This window comes from Bradyrhizobium ganzhouense (genome assembly GCF_049949285.1).
GTDB lineage: Bacteria > Pseudomonadota > Alphaproteobacteria > Rhizobiales > Xanthobacteraceae > Bradyrhizobium > Bradyrhizobium ganzhouense.
On record NZ_CP181318.1, the window covers coordinates 727,911 to 749,062 of the forward strand.

Consider the following 21,152-nt stretch of genomic DNA (forward strand, 5'->3'; position numbering starts at 1 on the left):
ACCCATAACCACGACTTTTAGTTTGGCGAAGACTGGCAATGACCAGCTCGCGCCACAACTACTTTCGTGAGTATGGGTCCCGGCCTTCGCCGGGACGACAGTTGAGGTTGCAGCTACGCCGCAGCTTTCGCCCGCCGTTCCGTGAACGGCGACAGCACGACCGTTGCGACCATGAAGATCACGGAAGCGCCGAACACCCAGTGCGGTGCGCTCTGGTCCATGATCCAGCCGAACAGCAACGGGCTGACGATGCCGCCGAGATTGAAGCCGGTGGAGACGATGCCGAAGGCGCGGCCGGCTGCACCCGGAGGCGCAGCGTTGCGCACCAGCATGTCCCGCGACGGCGCGATCACGCCGGAGAGGAAGCCCGCGGTCGCCATCGTGGCGGTCAAGGCCCAGCCCGGCAGCGTGACCAGCGCGATCAGCAGCACGATGGCCGCATTGGCGGCAAAGCAGGCGGCGGCGACATAGCCATGGCGCTCGGTGTGGTCGGCGAGGAAACCGCCCGCGAGCACGCCGGCGGCGCTGCAGCCGAGGAACGCCGTCAGCGCGACGTTCGCGGCGGAATAGGTCGCGCCGTAGCCGCTCATCAGCGCCACCACGCCGAAATTGTTGATGCCGGCAACCGACAGGCTGAGCAGCATGAACAGCGCGGTCAGCGTGATCAGCGCCGGCGTGATGACGGCCTGCTTCGGCATGTCCGCGTTGCCCGGCTTGGTTTTGTGCGCGCCGGCATCGGGAATGTTCATGGCGACCAGCAGCAGCGCCACCAGCACGCCGATCGCGCCCGAGGCGATCAGCGCGCCGACGCCGCCGGACACCGCGATCAGTGCCGCGACGATCGCCGGCGCAACGGCGCCACCAAAATAGCCGGCAAAGGTGTGGATCGAGAAGGCGCGGCCCATCCGCGCCTCGTCCATGTGCTCGGCCAGGATCGCGTAATCGGCGGGATGATAGACGCTGTTGGCGAGGCCAAGCAGCACGGCGCAGGCGATCAACGAGGTGTAGCTCAAATGCAGGCGGAGCATGATCAGCGCGAGCCCGCCGAGCGTCAGCCCGCCAAGCAGGATTCTGCGCGCGCCAAAATGGTCGACGAGATAGCCGGTCGGCGCCTGCGTCAGCCCGGAGACGACGGCCGACACGGTCAGCGCGAAGCCGAGCTCGACATAGCCGACGCCAAGCTGGCCCTTGAGGAACGGGAACAGCATCGGCAGGACCAGCAGATGGAAATGGCTGACCCAATGCGCGATCGAAATCCCGGTCAGCGTGCGCAGCGCGCTGTCCGCCTTGCCCTGTTGCGGTGCGGCGAGAACGTCGACCATTGCAGTTCCGTTTCAGTCTCAGGAAGCGCGCAAACTATCGGGGACAGCGGTTATTTGTCCATGAACGCAGGCGCATGGCAGGTAGTGCGGGTGGGGGCGTGGGTATGAACGGTGGTGCAGTGAGGCACACTGCGCTCCCTCCCCCCTTGCGGGGGAGGGCGGGGGAGAGGGGTAGCCCAGCAAACGGTCTATCCGTCGTCGATGCAAGGATCGCCGCGCTCTCGAAAGAGTGTGCCGTGCGGCACCCCTCTCCCTAACCCTCCCCCGCAAGGGGGGAGGGAACGCACCGTTCGTGAGGCGAGCTTCATGCTCTCACAACGGCTCGTCATCATTCCCGTAACGATCGCGCTTTGGCGTGGCGATGTCGCCGTCCTCGTCATCGTCGTCGGTGTCGCGCCGCAGCTTCGGCTTCTTCGCCTTGTCGTCCGCGGTCTTCGCCTTCGGCGGCGCGCTCGGCTTGGCGGTCGTATTCCCGGTCTTGGCCATGACTGATCCCGGATGGTGATGCGTCATCCGATCCTACCCGCAAACGCTCCGCGGTTCCTGACTTATCTCAAGGCCGCGACGATGGTGTCAGGCGTGCACCACCGGCCCGCCCGCCTTCTTCCAGGCATCGATGCCGCCGGCGATATGCGCGGTGTTGGTAAGGCCGGCCTCCTTGGCGGCGGCAACAGCCATCGCCGAGCGCTCGCCGAAGGCGCAGAAGAACACGACGCGGCGGCCAGTGGCGGCCGCGACCTCACGCAGCATGCCGCCGGGCTTGAGGCTCTCCTCGACGCTCGGATAGGGCGTATGCAGCGCGCCTTCGAGCATGCCGTGCTTCATCCGCTCATTGGTCTCGCGCAGATCCACCAGCAGAATATCGGGCCGGCCGAGCGAGCGGATCGCTTCGACGGCGCTGAGCGCACGGCCCTCTTTCTCCAGCTCTTCCTGGTGCAGGCCGACCCGCATGTTGGCCGGCACCGCCACGTCCATCATCTTCGGATTGGGCAGCTTCAGGTTCGCCATCAGCTCGATATATTCGTCGACCGAGCGCACCTGGAGCCGTGGATTGTAGCGCTTCTCCTCGCCGATCGTGGAGACGGTGTCGCCCTTGTAGTCATGCGCCGGGAACACCATCGTCTCATCCGGCAGCTTCAGCAGCCGGTTGAAGATCGACTCGTACTGCGCGCGCGACGAGCCGTTCTGGAAATCGGTCCGGCCGGTGCCGCGGATCAAGAGCGTATCGCCGGTGAAGACGCGGTCGCCCATCAGATAGGAATAGGAATCGTCGGTGTGGCCCGGCGTGTACATCACGTCGAGCGACAGACCCTCGATCGTCACCTTGTCGCCGTCGGCGACCCGCATCGCTACCACGTCGGCCTTGGTCTGGTCGCCCATCACGGTCATGCAATGGGTGCGGTCGCGCAGCTCGCCGAGCCCGGTGACGTGGTCTGCATGCAGATGCGTGTCGACCGCCTTGACCAGCTTGAGGTCGAGCTCGCGCAGCAGCTGGCAATAGCGGTCGACCTTCTCCAGCACGGGATCGAGGATGAGCGCCTCGCCGCCGGGGCGGCTGGCAAGGACGTAGCTATAGGTGCCCGAAACGCTGTCGAAGAGCTGGCGAAAGATCATGGCAAGACCCGGCGTGAACTGATCTCGAGGATTCTACTACGCCGGGGGACGAGAAGAGAAGTAATGTGCTGTTGAAATAAGAAAATTTAGAAGATTTTTATTGCCCGAGAGGGGCTTTGGCGAAGCGTTCGGGCAGCCGGCGCCGGGACGACGGCGGAGGGTGTAGCCGGCAGCGTCCCTACGGCCGCTGACCTGCAATACCCGGATTGCCATCAACGCCCTTCAGCGTGACGCCGGTGCCGAGGCGCTCCTGAAACATCCGGCCCGAGCGCAGATATTTGCCGACGACGTCCCACACCGGTGCGCCCTGCTGGCCGTTGACCGAGGCCCAGCCCGCGACCTTGTAGTGCCTGCTAGCGCTGAGCGCCTTGCCATTGGTGAGCGTGAGCTCGGAGATGCGGCTGCCGATCGCGTTGGTGGGGTTGCAGGCGTAGCTGAGCCCGCCGGCGCGCACCATGTCGCCGCCCTGCTGGTAATAGGGATCGGCGTTGAAGAGATTGTCGCAGATGTCTTCCAGCACGTCCTTGATTTGGGCGCCGGTCATCTCCTGCACATAGGTTTCGGGATAGGTGATCGCGGTTTCCGCGAGCACATCCTCCATGGTCAGCGGCTGGCCTGAGAGCGCGGTGACGCCCCAGCGGAAGCCCGGCGACAGCGCGATCTCGGCGTCGAGCTCGGTGCGCAGCGCCGTGCAGATCAACTCGTCGATGGGGCCGGCGAAATTGTCGCGGCGATAGAGCAGACGGTCGGGCGTTGCAATCTTCTCCGACCAGTCGGTCACATGCGGCGCGCGCAGCTTTCCGATCAGCTCGGCCATCGCAGGGTCGGGCTTGAGTAGCTCGGAATAGACCGGCAGCAAATGATAGCGGACATCGCTGACCTTGCCCTTGTCGAGCGCGAGATCGAGCACGCCCAGAAATTTCCCGTTGGAGCCGGCATTGGTGACGAGCGTCGTACCGCCAGCGTTCTTCACGGGAAGCGGTTGCGGCACGGCATCATGGGTGTGGCCGCCGAGGATGACGTCGATGCCGGCGACGCGGCTCGCGAGCTTGAGGTCGACGTCCATGCCGTTGTGCGAGAGCAGGATGACCGCATCGGCCTTGTCGTTGCCGCGCAACGCATCGACATGCTTCTGCAGCTCTTCCTCGCGGATGCCAAAGCTCCAGTCCGGCGTGAAGCGCTTGGGATGCGCGATCGGCACGTAAGGAAAGGCCTGGCCGATGATCGCGACGCGATGGCCGCCGATCTCCCTGATGGTCGACGGCTTGAACACGCGCCCCGTCGCCTTGTCGAAGGCAGCGGCGTCGTTGAACGCGGCTTCCTCGGTCAGGAAGACGTTCTGCGCCAGAAACTCGCCCTTGAAGCGTTCGAGATTGTCGCGCAGCGCCTGCTCGCCATAGGTGAATTCCCAATGCCCGGTCATCGCCTCAATGCCGAGCAGATTGGCGACCTCGACCATGTCGCGGCCCTGCATGATGTTGGCGAGCCCGGTGCCCTGCCAGAGATCGCCGCCGTCGACCAGCATGGCCTGCTTGTCGCCGACATCGCCGCGCAGGCGGTCGATCAGCGTCTTCAGATGGGCGAAGCCGCCGAGTTTGCCGAAACGGCCGGCGGACTTCTCGAACTCGACACAGGTGAAGGCATAGGCGTCGGCGCTGTCGGGCCGGATGCCGAAGTGCTCCAGGAAAGCGCGACCGACCAGATGCGGCGGCCGTCCCGCCATCTCGCCAATGCCGATATTGACGCTGGGCTCGCGGAAATAGACCGGGTTGAGCTGCGCATGCGTGTCGGTGAGGTGGAGGATCCGTGCGTTGCCGAACCGCTCGATGTCGTAAATGCTCGCGGTCTCGGTACCGCGCGCGAACCGCGGCAGCACAAGCGATGCGGCAGCAACGGCTGAGCTCTTCAGGAAATCGCGGCGGCGGATCGCCATCCCTAATTCTCCGCGCCTATTCTCGGCAGTTCGACGGTTCCACTGTCATGAAGTCTAGCGGATTTCCATCGCCTTCCAGGCCTCTTTTTCAGAGGTCGCCTGGAAGACGGATGCTTTCGCCAGTGCTTCAGCCTCTTTGGCTGCGACCACGGCGCGGTCGAAATCGCCGCCATCGCCCGCCTTCTTGGCGGCCGCCAGCGTCGAGACGGTCGTGGTCCACTGGTTGCGCATGCCGGCTGCCTCCTTGGACGCAGCCTCCGCGGCAGCATAGGCCGCCTTGTAGTCTGCCTCGGTTGCCGCGCGCGCCATCGGCGCGAAGCTCAGGGCCAGCAACATGGCCAAGGTAAGTGACCGCTTCATGGCCGCGCTCCCGGTCCCGAAATCGGCAGGCCGTTGGCGACGTAGGACAGGAAGTATTCAACGTCGCGATATTCATCCGCCTGCGGCTCCAGCGGAACTGCGCGGGTCTGGCTGTTGCAAGTGATGAAGCGGCGGCTGGTGGTGCCCATGCCGCTCCATTCGGAGCGGTAGATCGGCATCGCGTTCAGGATGCCGAGCGCCGGCGCCAGGATCTCGGCGCGGATGCGCTCGCCAGGGCTCTGCACATGGCAGCTCGCGCAGGAGAAGTTCATCTGGCCGCGGCGGGTGTAGAAATAGCGCTTGCCGTTCTCGAACGCTTCCAGCGCGCGGGGATCGTCGGGAATCTTGATATCCATCGGCTTGCCGCGCGAGGTGAAGGCCATGTACGCCGTGAGCGAGGCCATCTCGTCCTTGACGTAGGAGTAGGGCGCCTCGCCATTGGCTTCGCGGCAACGATTGAGCGCGAGCTCGAGCGTGACGACCTTGCCTTCTTTCGTGTCGAAGTAGGGATAATTCTGGCGAATGCCGATGCCGCCGTTCGGGAAGCAATCGGCATAGGTCTTGCCGTTCTTGAACGGCGTCGAAAACATCTCCTTGCCGGCATCGAGCGCGAACTCGTAAGGCGGAAACTCTTCCTTCTCCTGCCACTGCCGCTTCATGTCCTCATTCATGGAATAAGGACCGTTAACGAAATCCTCGTGCTTCACGTTCGGAAACTTCCGGAAGAAGAAGTTCTGGAACGCTTTGGCATCGGCGACGGGATCGACCTTGTCGGCGGCAATCACGCGCGGAGAGGTGAGTGCGAGCGCGACCAGCGCGGCGCTCAACGAGCCAAGCAGGAGGGCAGTGCGGGCCTTCATCACGCGATCTTCGCGGTGGTCTCGTCGGAGCCACCCTTGTTGTCGGTCCAGGAGATCTTGAGATCGTCGCCCTTCTTGGCGCCCTTGAAGCTGAACTTGACGTAGGGGTCCTTGGAGATCGCGGTGCCCCAATTGGCGACGAACACGTCCTTGCCGTTACATGCGAACTTCAGCACCTGGATATAGTGCGCGGGAATCAGCTCGCCCTTGGAATCTTTGACCAGGCCGGTGTCCATGGGGTGCTGGATCAGCGTCTGCACCTCGGTGATGTCGCCGTTGGATGTTGCGCGGACGCGAATGCTGGATGCCATCTTGCTTCTCCTAGCCGCCGCAGCCGCCGACGGTGACCTTGACTTCCTTGGTCGCGCTGTAAAGCTTGCCGTCGGCTTCCACGATTGCGGTCACGTTGCTGGTCTTGGCCATCTTCAGGCGGTTGGCGATGCTTGGCATCGTGCCATCCGGAATCTTGTAGGATGCCGCCAGCGCGTTCGGGTTCTCGGCCACGAAGAGCGAGATCGAGGTGACCTTGTCCAGCGTCGTCGTCACCGCGATCGGCACCACGCCGCCATTCTCGGCAATCTCGGGCGCATCGAGCTTGACCTTGTCGGAGGGCTCGGCGGTGTTGCCATAGAGCGCCTTGATCGCGTCGGCCTCGTTCTTCAGCTTGAACGCCTCTTCCGGATATTTGTCATTGGCCGCGGCGCGTGCGGGCGCGAACGGCAGATTGCCGAGGCCGATCAGCGCGACGCAAGTCGCGCCCTGAAGGATCAGGCGCCGCGTCGGATGAGGGCCGGTATGTGCAGTCATCTCAAATCTCCTGGGCCTACCGTTAAAGCGTCTTCAGGAAATCAACGATCGCGTTGATCTCCTGGTCGGTCAAAAGCCGGTTGCGGCCGAACGGCGGCATCATGGTTTGCGGGTTGCGCTTGGTCTCGTCGAACAGGATTGCGACCAGCTCGTTGCGGTCGGGGTATTTTGCCTTGATGTCCTTCAGCTCCGGCCCGATCGTGCCCGGCAGATCGCCACCCTTGATGACGTGGCAGGTCAGGCAATTGCCCTTGCCGCGGTCGAAGGCGAGCCTCTCACCGTCGGCGATTGCGGACTGAGCCCAGGCCGGGTGCGCGGCGAGGCCCGTGAGGACGGCCAGCGCGAGGAGCAGGGCGGGCTTGCGAGGAAAGGCGGTCAAGGCGTCATTCCGAGGCTAATATGTCTGCAAAAGATAGTGTTCAAAAGCACAAAGGGCATGCCGTGACAATCAAGACTATGCAGGGCGCAAAATGGCGTTAATATCTTCCGCATTGCAACTGACGAGATAAATCGTTCATCAAGCCGGCTTTCACCGGCAAAGTCTGGGGCGTTTTGCCCTTGTTGCGTTTTCGTCTGCTTTCTCTTTTTCCGGGGACATGAATTGGCTGAATATGTCGTTGAATTTGGCAGGGACGGTGGGAGGGTCGAATCCGACGGCCGTCTCGATGCTCCGGCCTTCCATCGCAATCACGAACCGCTCTGGGCGGCGCTCGAAAAGCACCTCGCCGGGCGGTCGGGCGATGTGGTCGAGGTCGGCAGCGGAACCGGCCAGCACGTGGTCCATTTCGCCCGCCATACGCCCGATCTGGTCTGGTGGCCGAGCGATCTCAACCAGCGCCATGTGAAGAGCATCGAGGCCTGGCGCGTGCATTCGGGCCTGACGAACATCCGCTCGCCGCTGCGGATCGATCTTGTCGATCCCGACTGGTGCCCGGAGATGAAGAGCGGGCAGGGGCCAAATAATCTCGCGGCCGTGTTCTGCGCCAACGTCATCCACATTGCGCCCTGGACCGTGGCCGAGGGCCTGTTCGCCGGCGCTGGCCGTTACTTGCGGTCCGACGGCCAGCTTTTCCTCTACGGCCCGTTCAAGCGCGACGGCAAGCACACCGCACTCAGCAACGCCGTGTTCGACACCTCCTTGCGCGAAGGCAATCCCGAATGGGGCGTGCGCGACGTCAGTGATGTCGAGACGCTGGCGCGCGGTGCGGGCTTGAGGCTGGTCGATACCATCGACATGCCCGCGAACAATCTGACGCTGGTGTTTGGGCGCGGGTGAGACGCGAGCAGATGAGATTCGGAGCGTCGCCGCGATGAAGGTGCGCTCCCTCCCCCCTTGCGGGGGAGGGCGGGGGAGAGGGGTAGCCCAGCAAACGGTCTAACCATCTGCGACCGTGCCGCGCTCGCAATTCGAGAGAGTCCCCGAGTAAACCCCTCTCCCTGCCCCTCCCTCGCAAGGGGGGAGGGAATGAGAGAGCGGTGCCAGCCTCACGTCGTGATGCAACCAAAGCTTCGCGTTGTCGCCCTCACACCTCGCCGTCCTTCCACCCGATCTTCTCCTTCAAGAACTGAAAGCCGAGCACCTGGAAGCCGGCGCGTTCCTTGTTGTCCTTGCCGTAGCCGTGGCCGCCGGCGGCCGGCTCGTAGAACCAGGCCTCATAGCCCATCGCCTGCAGCTTTGCCGCCATCTTGCGCGCGTGGCCGGGATGGACGCGGTCGTCGCGGCGTGTCGTGGCAATCAGGATCGGCGGATAAGCTTGGCCGGGTTTGGCGTTGTGATAGGCGGAGTAGGTCTTCAGCCACTCCCATTCCTCGGGCTTGTCGGGATCGCCATATTCCGCGATCCAGCTCGCGCCCGCGAGCAGCTTTGTGTAGCGGCGCATGTCGATCAGCGGGATGGTGCAGAACAGTGCGCCGAAGCGTTCCGGATATCGCACCAGCATGTTGGTAATGAGGATGCCGCCGTTCGATCCGCCTTGTGCTGCGATTCGTTTCGGCTGCGTGACGCCACGTCGCACGAGATCGGCAGCCACGGCTGCGAAATCGTCGTGCGAAAGCCGCTTGCCGGCGTATCGCCCGGCATCGTGCCAGCGCGTGCCGAACTCGCCGCCGCCGCGCAAATTGGCCTGCACCGTGGTGCCGCCACGCTCCAGCCAGAGCTTGCCGAGCGACGAATTGTATTGCGGCTTCACCGCGAGTCCGAAGCCGCCATAGGCGCTCATATAGACCGGTGCATCGCCGGTCTCGCCTGCCGGGCCGGTCTGCACATAGGGAATGCGTTCGCCGTCGATCGAGATCGCCTCGTGCTGGGTCACCACGAGGCCGTCGGCGTTGAACGTCTTCGGCGCCTGCTTCAGCACCGTTGGACTTTCGACGCCGCGCTCGATCAGCAAGAGCGACGGCGGCGTGAGCGGATCCTGCACATTGGCGAGCAGGTCGCCATTGCTCTCGGATTCATGATGATCGAAGCGCCAGACATCGACGACGCCGATCCCGGGGAGCCCGCGCAGGGTTTCGCGGCTCCAGCCCGAGGCCGACGGCGTGCAGATCTCGAAGACCGGCCGCAGCTCGTCGAGAATGGACAGCAGCAGCTTGCCGTCGGCCCAGGAAAATCCCTGCAGCGCGCGGCGCGCGCTTGGCTCGAACAAGACGGTGAAGTTGCGATCGCCGGCCAGGAAGGCCGACAGCGACATGCCGAGGACACTGTCCGCGGCGTGGGTGACGCCGGCAACGGTCCACACCGAGCGCAGCTTGATTGCGAACCAGTCACGGTGAGCCTGCAGCCAGATATCGGAGGGAAGGTCGAGCTTGACGGTCGCGCCGGTTTCGGTGCCCAGCCAGACGTCGAAATTGAAGAAGTCGAGCCGGTCGATGAACCAGAACCGCGGCGTCTCGCCGGTGCGGTCGACCTCGCATGAGGCGCTCATGCGATCCGGCGTGGTCTCGAATACCACGCGAGCATTCTCGACAGGCTCGCCGCGCCGCCACAATCGCACCGTCCGCGCATAGCCGGAGCTGGTCGCCATGTCGTCGCCGCCATAAGCGCTCGACAACAGCAGCGTGTCGGCATCGACCCAATCGACGCCGCCCTTGGCTTCCGGCAGCGTGAAGCCTCCGGCAACGAAGCTCTTCGTGTTGAGGTCGAACTCGCGCAAGGTGACGGCGTCACTGCCGCCGCGCGACAGGCTCAGGATCGTCTGCGGCGCGTCGCCGGGCAGCGAGCTCGACCAGTTCAGAAGCCAGTCCTCGCCTTCATCCGCCGCGAGTTTGTCGATATCGAGTAGCGTCTCCCAGGAGGGTTCCGCTTTGCGAAATTCCGCCATCGTGGTCCGCCGCCACAGGCCGCGCGGATTTTTCGCGTCCTTCCAGAGATTGTAGAGCAGGCCGTCGCTGCGGCTGACATACGGAATGTTGTCCGATCGGTCGTAGATCGCCGCGAGGATGTCGCGGTCGCGTTCGAACGCCGCGCCGCCGAATTTGTCCAGCGTCAGGCGGTTCTGCTGCTCGACGAAATCGAGCGGGCGGGCGCCTTCGATCTCCTCCAGCCACAGCCAGGGATCGTCGTCGGGAGCGTTGAGCGTGGGCCTGTCGTCGACGGACATGAACGAAACTCCCTGAGATCGCGCGGCGGATAGGATTTGATCGGGCGCAGGCCGTCAAGAGCGCGGGCCGTGTATCATCGGCCCGATTGCGTCAGAGGCATGGCCTGCGCCCGTTTGCGCCGGTTGCCCGACCCCCTTCATCTCTCCATAGTGCCGGGAATCAACAAGGGCCTTCGGGCGGAAATGCCGATGCTGGACGTGACGACTGCCAACGAGATTACCGATGACGCGCGCGTGCGTGCCAATGTGGTGCGCCTTGCGGCAGCCCAGGCGCTGACCGGCGCCAATTCGGCGGTGATCTTCGCCACCGGCGCGATCGTCGGGGCCACGCTCGCGCCCGACATGTCGTTCGCGACCGTGCCGATCTCGATGTATGTGGTGGGCCTCGCTGCCGGCACGCTGCCGACCGGCGCGATCTCGCGCCGCTTCGGCCGTCGCGCGGCCTTTGTTGTCGGCACCGGCCTCGGCACGCTCACCGGTCTCATCGGCTCGTTCGCGATCCTGCACGCCTCGTTCTCGCTGTTCTGTCTGGCGACCTTCCTCGGTGGCCTCTACGGCTCGGTGGCGCAATCCTATCGCTTCGCGGCCGCCGACGGCGCCAGCGCGGCCTACCGGCCGAAAGCCGTGTCGTGGGTGATGGCGGGCGGCGTGTTCGCCGGTGTGCTCGGTCCGCAACTGGTGCAATGGACCATGGACGTCTGGTCGCCCTATCTGTTCGCCTTCAGCTTCCTGGTCCAGGCGGCGGTCGCGCTGGTTGCGATGGGCATCGTCGCCGGCGTTGACATGCCGAAGCCGGCGCCGGCCGATCTGCATGGCGGACGGCCCCTGCTCACCATCGTGACCCAGCCGCGCTTCATCGCGGCTGCCCTTTGCGGCGTCATCTCCTATCCCATGATGAACCTGGTGATGACCTCGGCACCGCTCGCCATGAAGATGTGCGGCCTCAGCCTGTCCGATTCCAATTTCGGCATTCAATGGCACATCGTCGCCATGTACGGCCCGAGCTTCTTCACCGGCGCTCTGATCGCCCGTTTCGGTGCGCCGAAGATCGTTGCCGCCGGCCTGCTGCTGGAAGCGGGCGCGGCCGGCATCGGTCTCTCCGGCATCACCGCGATGCATTTCTGGGCGACGCTGATCGTACTCGGCGTGGGCTGGAATTTCTCCTTCATCGGCGCATCCGCTCTGGTGCTGGAGACGCACCGCCCGCAGGAGCGCAACAAGGTGCAGGCCTTCAACGATTTCCTGGTGTTCGGCATGATGGCGATCGGCTCGTTCTCCTCGGGGCAGCTGCTCGCCAACTACGGCTGGTCGGCCGTGAACATGGTGGTGTTCCCGCCGGTCGTGCTCGGTCTCGCGGTTCTCTCTTTCGCGTCCTTTGCCCGCCGCCGCAGGGCGCGGCTGGACGCGGCGATGGGCGAGTTCCCAGACGCGATTTGAGTGGCAGGAGACTGTCAGCAACGTTGATACTTCGATCCCGGTCGAAGTGATTTTCGGGTGCGAGTTATTAGTTGATGCGTCATGGCCGGGCAAAAGCGCGAAGGGCGTCTTCACGCAAAATGTCCCGGCCATCCACGTCTTAGACGCGCGATCGAAGAACGTGGATGCCCGGGACAAGCCCGGGCATGACGGAGTAAGCAGCATGCTAGACAATCCACAGCACACAGCTCCCCACGACGAATCCTCTCTCCGCTACGAAGGCTGGCGCATCGTCGCGGTCTGCTTCCTGCTCGCGACCTTCGGCTGGGGGCTCGGCTTCTACGGCCAGAGCGTCTATGTCGCCGAGCTCCAGCGCGCGCGGGGCTGGCCGGCCTCGCTGATCTCGTCGGGCACGACGTTCTTCTATCTGTTCGGCGCGCTGCTCGTCGTCTTTGTCGGCGAGGCCGTCAGGAAGTACGGCCCGCGCCTTTGCCTGATCGCCGGCACGCTGGCGATGGCGGCCGCTGCGGTCGCGATCGGCGCGGTGCGCGAGCCCTGGCAGCTTTATCTCGCCGATGCCGTGCTCGCCTTCGGCTGGGCCGGCACCAGCCTCGCCATGATCACCAACACGATCAGCCTGTGGTTCGACCACAAGCGTGGCATGGCGATCAGCCTGGCGCTGAACGGCGCCAGTTTTGGCGGCATCGTCGGCGTACCGCTGCTGGTGACGATGATCAGCCATATCGGCTTCGGAAACGCGATGTTCGCCACATCAGGCGCCATGCTGGTGCTGCTCCTGCCGGTGATCTTGCTGGTCGTGGGCCGGCCGCCCGATCTCCATGGCTGGCATGGGGCGGCGAAAGCAAAACCGCAATCATCGGCAGAGATCCGCTCCCGCGCGCTGCGCGATGTCGGCTTCCTCACGGTGACGATTGCCTTTGCGCTGGTGCTGTTCGCCCAGGTCGGCTTCATCGTGCACCTGATCTCGTTCCTCGATCCTGTGATCGGGCGCGAACGCGCCGCCGTGGCCGTCGCGGTGCTCACTGCGATGGCGGTGATCGGCCGTGTCCTGTTCTCAATGGTGATCGACCGCCTCAACCAGCGGCTGGCATCCGCGCTGTCATTTCTGAGCCAGGCCGCCGCGCTGGGCGTCGTCATCAATCTGCACAATGATTACGTGCTGATCGCGGCCTGCGCCGTGTTCGGCTTCTCCGTCGGCAATCTCATCACCCTGCCGTCGCTGATCGTGCAGCAGGAATTCGATTCCGCCTCGTTTGGCGTGCTGATCAGCCTCAACACCGCGATCAACCAGGTGACCTACGCGTTCGGCCCCGGCGTGGTCGGCTTGCTGCGCGATTGGTCCGGTGGGTACGCGCTGCCGTTCTATCTCTGCATTGCGCTGGAGGTGATGGCCGCGGCGCTGATCATGGTGCGGGGGACGCCCCGCGTGAAGGTGGCCTAGAGTCGCGACGGCGTCTCAACAAACTCCGTCATTGCGAGGAGCCCTTGCGACGAAGCAATCCAGACTGTCTCCGCGGAAAGATTCTGGATTGCTTCGCTGCGCTCGCAATGACGAGGAGAGAGCGGAGCTCACCCCTCCCGCTGCTTCAGCAACCCCTCGACGTCCAGCCGCTTCGTGAACATCGCGAGCTTGCCATCCGCCCCGAACGGCCATTGCTCCCTCGGCTTGTCCCAATACAGCTCCACGCCATTCTCGTCGGGATCGCGCAGATACAGTGCCTCGGACACGCCGTGGTCGCTGGCGCCATCCAGCGCAATGCCGGCCGTCAGCACCCGGTGCAGCGCATCCGCCAGCGCCGGCCGGGTCGGATAGAGGATTGCGGTGTGAAACAGCCCGGTGGTGCCTGGTGGCGGCGGTGAGCCGCCCTTGCTTTCCCAGGTGTTGAGCCCGATGTGGTGATGATAGCCGCCGGCCGAGATGAAGGCCGCGCCCGAGCCCATCCGCTGCATCACCTCGAAGCCGAGCACGCCGCAATAGAAGCCGAGCGCCCGATCAAGGTCGGCGACCTTGAGGTGGACGTGGCCGATTCTGGTGCCGGGGGCGACGGCTGGGGTTTGCGCCATGGTGTTGCTCCGTTACTGCCATCCACATAGGTCCGGCTTCGGGACAGCGCTACTGGCTGATCCCGAAACCCATCGTTTCCGGAGACGAAACTACGACAGCTCCGGCACCTCGCCCTCGGGCAGCTCGAACTCAAACGTGTTCAGCGTCATCGATACCATCGTGTAATAGCCGCACAGCCCGATCACCTCGACGACGCCGCGCTCGCTGAGCAGCTTCACGGCCTCATCGTAGAGCCCCTTCTCGACGCCGTGGCCTTCGTGCAGCGACTTCGCGAGGTCGTAGATCATCTTCCCCTTGGGATCGTCGAACTCCGGCGTGCGGCGGTCGCGGATCGCGTCGATGATGTTCGGATCTATGCCGCCCGCAAGCGCGAGGCGCTTGTGCGCATACCATTCGTAATGCGCGGTCCAGTGCCGTGCCGTCACCAGGATCGCGATCTCCGAGAGCTTTGCCGGGAAGATCGTGTCGTAGCGCAGCACTTCGCCGAGCCGTGTGGCGTGACGCGCCATATCGGGGCTGTTGAGCCAGGCCATCATCGGCGCCGGCGGCTTGCCGCGTTTGCCGGCAATCGACTCGTCATAGGTCTGCCGCTGGCTCTCGTTCATTTCGCCAGGCGAAAGAAGTTTCAGGCGCATTCTCGTTTCCTCTTTGTTTTCAAGCACCGTCGCGGTCGCGACTATAGCGGATGACGCGACACGGAAGTGGTTGAATTCCGCAGTGCGATGGCCCAGAGTCGCGCCCAACAAGTCGATTGTGATTGATGGAAACGACCAATGACTGACTCCAAAACCAGTGAAGCTGAGAACGACGATCTCGAAACATTCCGCGGCGAAACGCGCGCCTGGCTTGAGGCCAACTGCCCGCCGGAAATGCGCAAGCCCGCGACGTCAGACACCGACGTGTTCTGGGGCGGACGCAACGCAAAGTTTTCGTCCGAGCCACAGCGCGTCTGGTTCGAGCGCATGCGCGACAAAGGCTGGACCGTGCCGGACTGGCCGAAGGAATACGGCGGCGGTGGCCTCAGTGCGGCCGAGCACAAGGTGCTGCGTTCCGAGATGGCGAAGATGGGCGCGCGCCCGCCGCTGTCGAGCTTCGGCATTTGGATGCTCGGACCCGCGTTGCTGAAATACGGCAACGAGGCGCAGAAGAAGGAGCATCTGCCGAAGATCGCGGCCGGCCTGATCCGCTGGTGCCAGGGCTATTCCGAGCCGAACGCCGGCTCCGATCTCGCCTCGCTGCAGACCCGCGCCGAAAGCGATGGCGACGATTTCGTCATCACGGGGTCGAAGATCTGGACCTCCTACGCCAACTACGCCGACTGGATCTTCTGCCTGGTGCGCACCGACTCGGCCGCGAAGAAGCACGACGGCATCAGCTTCATCCTGTTCGACATGACGTCCAAGGGCGTGACGACCAAGCCAATTCTCTTGATCTCCGGCTATTCGCCGTTCTGCGAGACCTTCTTTGACGGTGTCCGCGTGCCGAAATCGCATGTGGTCGGCACCGTCAATCGCGGTTGGGACGTCGCAAAATATCTGCTCCAGCACGAGCGTGCGATGATCTCCGGCATGGGCGAGCGCGGCGTCGGCCGTCCACTCGGCCAGATCGCGGCCGACTCGGTCGGCTCCGATGCGCTGGGGCGGCTCGACGATTCCATGCTGCGTGGCCGGATCGCGAGCTTCGACGTCGATGAGGCAGCCCTTGCGGCCTGCGCCGAGCGTGCCGTCGATCTCGCCAAGGCGGGGCAGGCGCATCCGGCGTTCTCGTCCGCGATGAAATATTACGGCACCGAGCTCAACAAGCGCCGCTACGAGATCCTGATGTCGGCCGGCGGCGTCGACGCGCTGGAATGGGAGAGCGAGCGCTCGCGCCAAGGTGCCCGCCCGCGCGCCTGGCTGCGCACCAAAGCCAACTCGATCGAGGGCGGCACGTCCGAGGTCATGCTCGGCATCGTCGCCAAGCGCATCCTGGATTTGCCGGGGGCGTAAGGCGCGCTCTCACCACCCGTCATTCCGGGGCGCGCAACGCGCGAGCCCGGAATCCATAACCACCAGTCGGGAGTATGGATTTCGGGCCTGCGCCTACGGCGCATCCCGGAATGACGAAGACAAATAGATTTCGAATCGGAAACAACCACCATGGCCCTCGTCCTCACCGAAGAACAATCGATGCTCCGCGACAGCGCGCGCGGGCTGATCAGCGACAAGGCGCCGGTCTCGCACCTGCGATCCTTGCGCGACAGCAAAGATCCCGCCGGCTTCTCCAAGGAGCTGTGGCACTCCTTTGCCGAGATGGGGTTTGCCGGCTTGCTCGTGCCGGAAGAGTTCGGCGGCAGCGGCCTCGGTTTCATGGAAGCAGGCGTCGTGATGGAGGAGATCGGCCGCACCTTGATGCCGTCGCCCTTCCTTGCCACCAGCGTGGTCGCGGCCTCAGCGCTGAACCGCGGCGGCAATGCCGCGCAGAAATCCGAGTATCTGCCAAAAATCTCGAACGGCTCGCTGCTCGCGACGCTCGCGATCGATGAGGGCGCAAAGCATCGCCCGCTGCAGACGAATTTGCAGGCCGTGCGCGCCGGCAACGGTTTTAAACTCTCGGGCGCCAAGGCACTGGTGGTCGACGGCCATGTCGCCGATCTCTTCATCGTCGCGGCGCGTACCGCTGGCTCGACCGGTGAGCGCGACGGCCTGACGCTGTTCCTGGTCAATCCCAAAGCCAAGGGCGTCGCGATCGAGCGCACCATCATGGTCGACGCGCACAATGCGGCGCGGATCGAGCTTGCCAATGTCGAGGTCAATGCCGACAGCGTGCTCGGCGAGGTCGATCAGGGCGCGGCGCTGCTCGACGGCGTGCTCGATATCGGCCGCGGCGCGGTCGCCGCCGAAATGGTGGGCCTCAGCGATGAAGTCTTCAACCGCACCGTCGAGTATCTCAAGAACCGAAAGCAGTTCGGCAAGCTGATCGGCGAATTCCAGGCGCTGCAGCATCGCGCCGCCGAGCTCTATGTCGACATCGAGATCACCCGCGCCGCCACGATGAAGGCGCTGCAGGCGCTGGATACCGATATCGCCAAGGCCGCCTCAGCCGTCGCCGTGGCAAAGGCGCGCGCCGGCACCACCGCCACCCGCGCGGTGCAGGAAGGCGTGCAGATGCATGGCGGCATGGGCATGACCGACCAGTTCGACATCGGCTTCTTCATGAAGCGCGCAAGGGTGTGCGAGGAGCTGTTCGGCGATGCGAATTACCACACCGAACAGCTCGCGCGGGCGCGGGGGTATTGAGGCGAGGGGTACAGTAGCGCCTGAATATCAGGTGTCGTCCCGGCGAAGGCCGGGACCCATAACCCCAGGGAGTAGTTTGGCGAAGACTCGCAGTTGAAGGGTCTTCGCGCGGTACTGTTAGCTGCGCTTATCGATAGATCACGCGGTATGGGTCCCGGCCTTCGCCGGGACGACACCGGAGAGTCCCGCGACCCTTACCGCATCGGCGGTGCATACTGCACGCCACCCGCGTTCCACAGCTGGTTCATGCCGCGCGGGATCTTCAGCTGTGATTTCTCGCCGATATTGCGCTCATACATCTCGCCGTAATTGCCGACGCGGCGGATGATGCGCACGGCCCAGTCCTTGGTCAGGCCGAGCTGCTCGCCGTAATTGCCCTCGGTGCCGACCAGCCGCATCACTTCCGGCTTCTTCGACTTCAGCGCTTCGTCGATGTTCTCCGAGGTGACGCCGAGCTCTTCAGCGTTGATCATGGCGTAGAGGGTCCACTTCACGATCATCATCCAGTCGTCGTCGCGCTGGCGCACGACGGGGGCGAGCGGCTCCTTGGAGATCACGTCGGGCAGGATCATGTGATCGCCGGGCTTGGACATGTTCAGCCGCAGCGCATAGAGCTGCGAGACGTCGGCGGTCAGCGTATCGCATTTGCCGGTGTCGTAAGCCTTCACCACGTCTTCCAGCTTGTCGAACTTCACCAGCTCATACTTCATGTTGTTGGCACGGAAGTAGTCGGCGAGGTTGAGCAGCGTGGTGGTGCCGGCCTGCACGCAGACCTTGCTGTCGGCGAGGTCCAGCGACGTCTCCTTGTTGCGGGAGCGTGGCACCATGAAACCTTCGCCGTCGTAATAGGCGACGGCCGGGAAGTAGAGATCGTAGTCGAGCTCACGCGACATGCTCCAGGTCGAGTTGCGCGAGAGGATGTCGACCTTGCGGCTCTGCAATTCCTTGAAGCGCTCGCTGGCGTCGAGCGGCACGAAGCGCGCCTTGCTCGGATCGTCGAAGATCGCAGCCGCCACCGCGCGGCAGAAATCGACGTCAAAACCGGTCCAGTTGCCCTTGTCGTCGGGGATCGAGAAGCCCGGCAGGCCCTTGTTGACGCCGCACAGCACTTCGCCGCGGCGCACGGTGCGCTTCAAGGTGCGGGTGTCGTAGAATTCGTAGGTGATGGCCAAGGCAGCGACCAGCACGGCGACCGCGAGCCCGATCAGCAGGCCGCCTCGAAATGTGCGCATCATGTTGCTCTCTCGAATTTATCGGGAAAAGGAATTCTGGAAGAGGCGGGATATTTAAAGTTCAGGCTTCTGCCGGATGACGACTTTGGTCCCGACCGGGACGCGATCGTAGAGGTCGGCGACGTCGTTGTTGACGAGACGGAAGCAGCCCGAGGATACCTTGGTGCCGATCGTATCAGGACGGTTGGTGCCGTGGATGCGGTAGACCGTGGTGCCGAGATACATGGCGCGGGCGCCGAGCGGATTGCCGGGACCGCCGGCCATGAAGCGCGGCAGATAGGGCTGGCGCTGGATCATTTCCGACGGCGGCGTCCAGTCCGGCCACTCCTTCTTGTTGGTGATGTTCACCAGCCCCTGCCACTGAAAACCGTCGCGGCCGACGCCGATGCCGTAGCGGATTGCGCGCCCGCCGGGCTGCACCAGATAGAGGTGACGCTCCGAGGTCGAGATGATGATCGTGCCCGGCGCCTCGGTCGTGCGGTAGTAGACGACCTGCTTCTGCCATTCCGGATCGAGCTGGTAGCTGTCGTCCGCGATCAGGCCCGGCTCGTCGCCGCGGTCGGGCTGCTGGGCGAAGGCCTGCGGCGCGGTCAGGATCAGGCCGATCACAGCCACAAACGCCCCGGTCAGGCGACGAAAATCCGTCATTTCAAGCTCTCCCCGCTGCAACAGCGCAAATCGTCAGGAACCATCTGAACTCAGGGGCAGCTTCGTGGCAAGTTCAAGGCGCTGCCCTCTGATATGTCACGAGAATGCTTTGGTTTTTTGACGAGGCCCGGCAATGCCCTGAACGGGGGGATGGCGCGAAAAGCCCAGATTGCTGCCGCGAAGGTAGTGCGCTCCCTCCCCCGCTTGCGGGGGAGGGCCGGGGAGAGGGTGTTTCCTCAATGGGACAATCCCGATGCGGAGAGAGCCCTCACCCGCCGCTGCGCGGCGACCTCTCCCGCAAGCGGGAGAGGCTCAGATCGAACTCGGGGCGAGATCGATTCCAACCAATTGGCGCTGGATGCCAGCTAAATCTGACTGGCCTCCGCCCCGATCCCAAGCCGCCGGACGATCTCGGCGCCCACGGCGCGGGCCTCGTTGCGCGAGCCGATGCGGGGGCTGCGAAACCGTCGTCCGGACTGCAACCGGATCGCCACGATGCAGTGCTCATCCTCGGACCGGCCGCGGCGCTCGACCGTGATCGCTTTCACGTTTTGCCCGTCGATGTGGTCCGCGCGCGGCGTGCCATTGCCCCACAGGCGTTCGACGCGGATATCGCCTTCGCGAATGATCCAGAAGGCGCCGGTCAGGAGATTGGCAAATCGATAGACGCCGAACGCGGCGACCACGCCAAGCGGCAGCAGCGTATAGTCGATCCATTGGGGCTGCAGGCCACGCCAGAGCCTGTAGGCATAGGGCGCGACACTCAGCGCGACGGCGATCAAGGCCGCGATCCGGATGTCTCTCTGGGAAAACGGCTCGACGGGGTCGCCAAGACGCATCTCGGGATTGCTGGCATCGAGCGGATTGATCGGGGCCTCGACGTCGGGAACATCGAATTGCGCCGCGATCCGGGCCACGGTGTCGCGCACATGCGTGACGTCGGAGAGAGGCGGCGATGTCAGGCGCTCGCCCGAGGCCAGCGTGAAGGCCAGCTGGAAGCGAGCCTTGGACGTCTTGCTGCCGGGAACCTGTAATCCGAGGATGTCGCCTTTCGTGACGATCCTGGTCTGGAGCTTCCCGAACGGACGTTGCCGTCCGATCAGGATTTCATCCGGCGTGATGATCCACACCACCGCCGGGGTCAGCATGACGGCGCCGACAAACGCGGCGCCCGCCAGCAGCGCGACCACGGAGATGATCACTTCGAGGATGTCGTGCGTGAACAGTCCCGGCGTGAAGCACAGCGCAACGGCCGCCGCCGAGCCGGCCACGACCAGCCGCTGCGCGATCGAGGAGCCTTCGCGAAGGCGGATATCGTTGCGGGTGGTCGCGTCGTCCATAGCGGCGGCTGATTTGTGTCGCGGCGAACCTCCACGGAGGGGGCCGTGGAGTCAAGCAACAACGCAGGGCCGCGGCATGCGGCATCAGCTGCTGGCGTTCAGCAGCTTGGCCACGGCGCGGTCGATCTCGTCATAGCGGCCTTCGCCTTCGTGCTGGAACACGATCTTGCCGCTCTGGTCGATGATGTATTGCGCCGGCCAATATTGGTTGCGGTAGGCGTTCCAGGTTTTGGAATCATTGTCCTGCGCCACCGGATAGGTGATGCCGTGGCGCTTCAGTGCGGCCTGCACATTGGAGGCGGAGCGCTCGAACGGGAATTCCGGCGTGTGCACGCCGACCACGACGAGGCCCTTGTCCTTGTACTTGGCGTAGAGGTCGGTGACGTGCGGCAGCGTGTTGACGCAGTTGACGCAGCCATAGGTCCAGAAGTCGACCAGCACGACCTTGCCGCGAAGGTCGGCGATGGTCAGTGGCTTCGAGTTGAACCAGTTGCTGATGCCGGTGAAGTCCGGCGCGGTCCCTTGGGTCGCGGCCGCGACGGTGATCGGCGCCGCGCGCGCGGCCTCGTCGCAGATGCCGGGGATGACGGCGCCGGTGACTGCGAAGCCGATCAGGGCGGCGGAGACGGCAAGCAGTTTGAAGGTCATGGACATGTT

Annotated in this window: 21 protein-coding genes; 5 read left to right on the top strand and 16 right to left on the bottom strand. The window is 64.2% G+C overall.

Translation table 11 applies throughout. From position 1 onward, the window contains the following. Window positions 1-113: 113 nt before the first annotated feature. From ACLFLU_RS03345 to soxX, 9 genes are all read right to left on the bottom strand, one after another. Window positions 114-1,322 carry an MFS transporter gene (locus tag ACLFLU_RS03345; protein WP_426410940.1) on the bottom strand — a complete coding sequence of 403 codons (1,209 nt, stop codon included), beginning with the start codon at window positions 1,320-1,322 and terminating at the stop codon, window positions 114-116. Window positions 1,323-1,634: 312 nt separating this feature from the next. Beyond that, window positions 1,635-1,808 carry a hypothetical protein gene (locus tag ACLFLU_RS03350; RefSeq protein ID WP_426410941.1) on the bottom strand — a complete coding sequence of 58 codons (174 nt, stop codon included), beginning with the start codon at window positions 1,806-1,808 and terminating at the stop codon, window positions 1,635-1,637. Window positions 1,809-1,895: 87 nt separating this feature from the next. Continuing rightward, the gene (locus ACLFLU_RS03355) at window positions 1,896-2,936 is read right to left on the bottom strand and encodes an MBL fold metallo-hydrolase (RefSeq protein WP_426410942.1); all 1,041 of its coding nucleotides are present in this window, start codon (window positions 2,934-2,936) and stop codon (window positions 1,896-1,898) included. A 178-nt stretch (window positions 2,937-3,114) separates the two neighbouring features. Beyond that, window positions 3,115-4,869 (bottom strand): thiosulfohydrolase SoxB, encoded by a 1,755-nt coding sequence (gene soxB / locus ACLFLU_RS03360; protein WP_426410943.1) that lies wholly within the window; start codon window positions 4,867-4,869, stop codon window positions 3,115-3,117. Window positions 4,870-4,923: 54 nt separating this feature from the next. Next, window positions 4,924-5,229: a hypothetical protein gene (locus ACLFLU_RS03365; protein ID WP_426410944.1), complete on the bottom strand. Its 306-nt coding sequence runs from the start codon at window positions 5,227-5,229 to the stop codon at window positions 4,924-4,926. After that, window positions 5,226-6,089: a sulfur oxidation c-type cytochrome SoxA gene (gene soxA, locus ACLFLU_RS03370; protein ID WP_426410945.1), complete on the bottom strand. Its 864-nt coding sequence runs from the start codon at window positions 6,087-6,089 to the stop codon at window positions 5,226-5,228. The genes ACLFLU_RS03365 and soxA overlap by 4 nt, the downstream gene beginning before the upstream one ends. After that, entirely contained in the window at window positions 6,089-6,400 is a 312-nt protein-coding gene (soxZ, locus tag ACLFLU_RS03375) for a thiosulfate oxidation carrier complex protein SoxZ (protein ID WP_426410946.1), read from the bottom strand. Before soxZ ends, soxA begins: the two co-directional genes overlap by 1 nt. 10 nt (window positions 6,401-6,410) lie before the next feature. Continuing rightward, entirely contained in the window at window positions 6,411-6,896 is a 486-nt protein-coding gene (gene soxY / locus ACLFLU_RS03380) for a thiosulfate oxidation carrier protein SoxY (RefSeq protein WP_426410947.1), read from the bottom strand. 22 nt (window positions 6,897-6,918) lie between these two features. Then, window positions 6,919-7,275 carry a sulfur oxidation c-type cytochrome SoxX gene (soxX, locus tag ACLFLU_RS03385; protein ID WP_426410948.1) on the bottom strand — a complete coding sequence of 119 codons (357 nt, stop codon included), beginning with the start codon at window positions 7,273-7,275 and terminating at the stop codon, window positions 6,919-6,921. 222 nt (window positions 7,276-7,497) lie between these two features. On the opposite strand from soxX, the gene ACLFLU_RS03390 reads away from it, so the two are divergent. Next, window positions 7,498-8,172 (top strand): DUF938 domain-containing protein, encoded by a 675-nt coding sequence (locus tag ACLFLU_RS03390; RefSeq protein ID WP_426410949.1) that lies wholly within the window; start codon window positions 7,498-7,500, stop codon window positions 8,170-8,172. Between the two features lie 247 nt (window positions 8,173-8,419). Here the strand turns inward: ACLFLU_RS03390 and ACLFLU_RS03395 are convergent, their stop codons facing one another. Further along, the gene (locus tag ACLFLU_RS03395) at window positions 8,420-10,495 is read right to left on the bottom strand and encodes a prolyl oligopeptidase family serine peptidase (protein ID WP_426410950.1); all 2,076 of its coding nucleotides are present in this window, start codon (window positions 10,493-10,495) and stop codon (window positions 8,420-8,422) included. 189 nt (window positions 10,496-10,684) lie between these two features. Here ACLFLU_RS03395 and ACLFLU_RS03400 point away from each other — a divergent pair, with 189 nt between their 5' ends. Beyond that, the gene (locus ACLFLU_RS03400) at window positions 10,685-11,932 is read left to right on the top strand and encodes an MFS transporter (RefSeq protein WP_426410951.1); all 1,248 of its coding nucleotides are present in this window, start codon (window positions 10,685-10,687) and stop codon (window positions 11,930-11,932) included. A 202-nt stretch (window positions 11,933-12,134) separates the two neighbouring features. Then, window positions 12,135-13,373, top strand: coding sequence for an MFS transporter (locus ACLFLU_RS03405; protein ID WP_426410952.1), 1,239 nt, complete (start codon window positions 12,135-12,137; stop codon window positions 13,371-13,373). A 128-nt stretch (window positions 13,374-13,501) separates the two neighbouring features. On the opposite strand, the gene ACLFLU_RS03410 is transcribed toward ACLFLU_RS03405, so the two are convergent. Together ACLFLU_RS03410 and ACLFLU_RS03415 are read right to left on the bottom strand one after the other, a co-directional pair. Then, a complete protein-coding gene (locus ACLFLU_RS03410; RefSeq protein WP_426410953.1) occupies window positions 13,502-13,996 on the bottom strand; it encodes a VOC family protein in 495 nt (164 codons plus the stop codon). Window positions 13,997-14,086: 90 nt separating this feature from the next. Continuing rightward, entirely contained in the window at window positions 14,087-14,632 is a 546-nt protein-coding gene (locus tag ACLFLU_RS03415) for a carboxymuconolactone decarboxylase family protein (RefSeq protein WP_426410954.1), read from the bottom strand. A 138-nt stretch (window positions 14,633-14,770) separates the two neighbouring features. Between ACLFLU_RS03415 and ACLFLU_RS03420 the strand changes: the two genes are divergently transcribed. After that, window positions 14,771-15,985, top strand: a complete 1,215-nt coding sequence (locus ACLFLU_RS03420; protein WP_426410955.1) for an acyl-CoA dehydrogenase family protein — start codon at window positions 14,771-14,773, stop codon at window positions 15,983-15,985. 150 nt (window positions 15,986-16,135) lie between these two features. Continuing rightward, window positions 16,136-17,275, top strand: a complete 1,140-nt coding sequence (locus tag ACLFLU_RS03425) for an acyl-CoA dehydrogenase family protein (protein ID WP_426410956.1) — start codon at window positions 16,136-16,138, stop codon at window positions 17,273-17,275. 194 nt (window positions 17,276-17,469) lie between these two features. Here ACLFLU_RS03425 and ACLFLU_RS03430 read toward each other — a convergent pair whose 3' ends face one another. The 4 genes from ACLFLU_RS03430 to ACLFLU_RS03445 all read right to left on the bottom strand — a co-directional run bounded on the left by ACLFLU_RS03430 (window position 17,470) and on the right by ACLFLU_RS03445 (window position 21,143). Further along, window positions 17,470-18,507, bottom strand: a complete 1,038-nt coding sequence (locus ACLFLU_RS03430; protein WP_426414206.1) for an amino acid ABC transporter substrate-binding protein — start codon at window positions 18,505-18,507, stop codon at window positions 17,470-17,472. A gap of 54 nt (window positions 18,508-18,561) precedes the next feature. Next, window positions 18,562-19,155: a L,D-transpeptidase gene (locus tag ACLFLU_RS03435; protein ID WP_426410957.1), complete on the bottom strand. Its 594-nt coding sequence runs from the start codon at window positions 19,153-19,155 to the stop codon at window positions 18,562-18,564. Window positions 19,156-19,520: 365 nt separating this feature from the next. Continuing rightward, on the bottom strand, window positions 19,521-20,495 hold the full coding sequence (locus tag ACLFLU_RS03440) for a hypothetical protein (RefSeq protein ID WP_426410958.1): 975 nt from the start codon (window positions 20,493-20,495) through the stop codon (window positions 19,521-19,523). 84 nt (window positions 20,496-20,579) lie between these two features. Continuing rightward, the gene (locus tag ACLFLU_RS03445; protein WP_426410959.1) at window positions 20,580-21,143 is read right to left on the bottom strand and encodes a redoxin domain-containing protein; all 564 of its coding nucleotides are present in this window, start codon (window positions 21,141-21,143) and stop codon (window positions 20,580-20,582) included. Window positions 21,144-21,152: the final 9 nt, after the last annotated feature.

Excerpts from the sequence above, each read along its gene's own strand:
- ACLFLU_RS03345 (WP_426410940.1), bottom strand. The coding sequence starts at position 1,322 with ATGGTCGACGTTCTCGCCGCACCGCAACAGGGCAAGGCGGACAGCGCG.
- ACLFLU_RS03350 (WP_426410941.1), bottom strand. The coding sequence starts at position 1,808 with ATGGCCAAGACCGGGAATACGACCGCCAAGCCGAGCGCGCCGCCGAAG.
- ACLFLU_RS03355 (WP_426410942.1), bottom strand. The coding sequence starts at position 2,936 with ATGATCTTTCGCCAGCTCTTCGACAGCGTTTCGGGCACCTATAGCTAC.
- soxB (WP_426410943.1), bottom strand. The coding sequence starts at position 4,869 with ATGGCGATCCGCCGCCGCGATTTCCTGAAGAGCTCAGCCGTTGCTGCC.
- ACLFLU_RS03365 (WP_426410944.1), bottom strand. The coding sequence starts at position 5,229 with ATGAAGCGGTCACTTACCTTGGCCATGTTGCTGGCCCTGAGCTTCGCG.
- soxA (WP_426410945.1), bottom strand. The coding sequence starts at position 6,089 with ATGAAGGCCCGCACTGCCCTCCTGCTTGGCTCGTTGAGCGCCGCGCTG.
- soxZ (WP_426410946.1), bottom strand. The coding sequence starts at position 6,400 with ATGGCATCCAGCATTCGCGTCCGCGCAACATCCAACGGCGACATCACC.
- soxY (WP_426410947.1), bottom strand. The coding sequence starts at position 6,896 with ATGACTGCACATACCGGCCCTCATCCGACGCGGCGCCTGATCCTTCAG.
- ACLFLU_RS03395 (WP_426410950.1), bottom strand. The coding sequence starts at position 10,495 with ATGTCCGTCGACGACAGGCCCACGCTCAACGCTCCCGACGACGATCCC.
- ACLFLU_RS03400 (WP_426410951.1), top strand. The coding sequence starts at position 10,685 with ATGCTGGACGTGACGACTGCCAACGAGATTACCGATGACGCGCGCGTG.
- ACLFLU_RS03405 (WP_426410952.1), top strand. The coding sequence starts at position 12,135 with ATGCTAGACAATCCACAGCACACAGCTCCCCACGACGAATCCTCTCTC.
- ACLFLU_RS03410 (WP_426410953.1), bottom strand. The coding sequence starts at position 13,996 with ATGGCGCAAACCCCAGCCGTCGCCCCCGGCACCAGAATCGGCCACGTC.
- ACLFLU_RS03415 (WP_426410954.1), bottom strand. The coding sequence starts at position 14,632 with ATGCGCCTGAAACTTCTTTCGCCTGGCGAAATGAACGAGAGCCAGCGG.
- ACLFLU_RS03420 (WP_426410955.1), top strand. The coding sequence starts at position 14,771 with ATGACTGACTCCAAAACCAGTGAAGCTGAGAACGACGATCTCGAAACA.
- ACLFLU_RS03425 (WP_426410956.1), top strand. The coding sequence starts at position 16,136 with ATGGCCCTCGTCCTCACCGAAGAACAATCGATGCTCCGCGACAGCGCG.
- ACLFLU_RS03430 (WP_426414206.1), bottom strand. The coding sequence starts at position 18,507 with ATGCGCACATTTCGAGGCGGCCTGCTGATCGGGCTCGCGGTCGCCGTG.
- ACLFLU_RS03435 (WP_426410957.1), bottom strand. The coding sequence starts at position 19,155 with ATGACGGATTTTCGTCGCCTGACCGGGGCGTTTGTGGCTGTGATCGGC.
- ACLFLU_RS03440 (WP_426410958.1), bottom strand. The coding sequence starts at position 20,495 with ATGGACGACGCGACCACCCGCAACGATATCCGCCTTCGCGAAGGCTCC.
- ACLFLU_RS03445 (WP_426410959.1), bottom strand. The coding sequence starts at position 21,143 with ATGACCTTCAAACTGCTTGCCGTCTCCGCCGCCCTGATCGGCTTCGCA.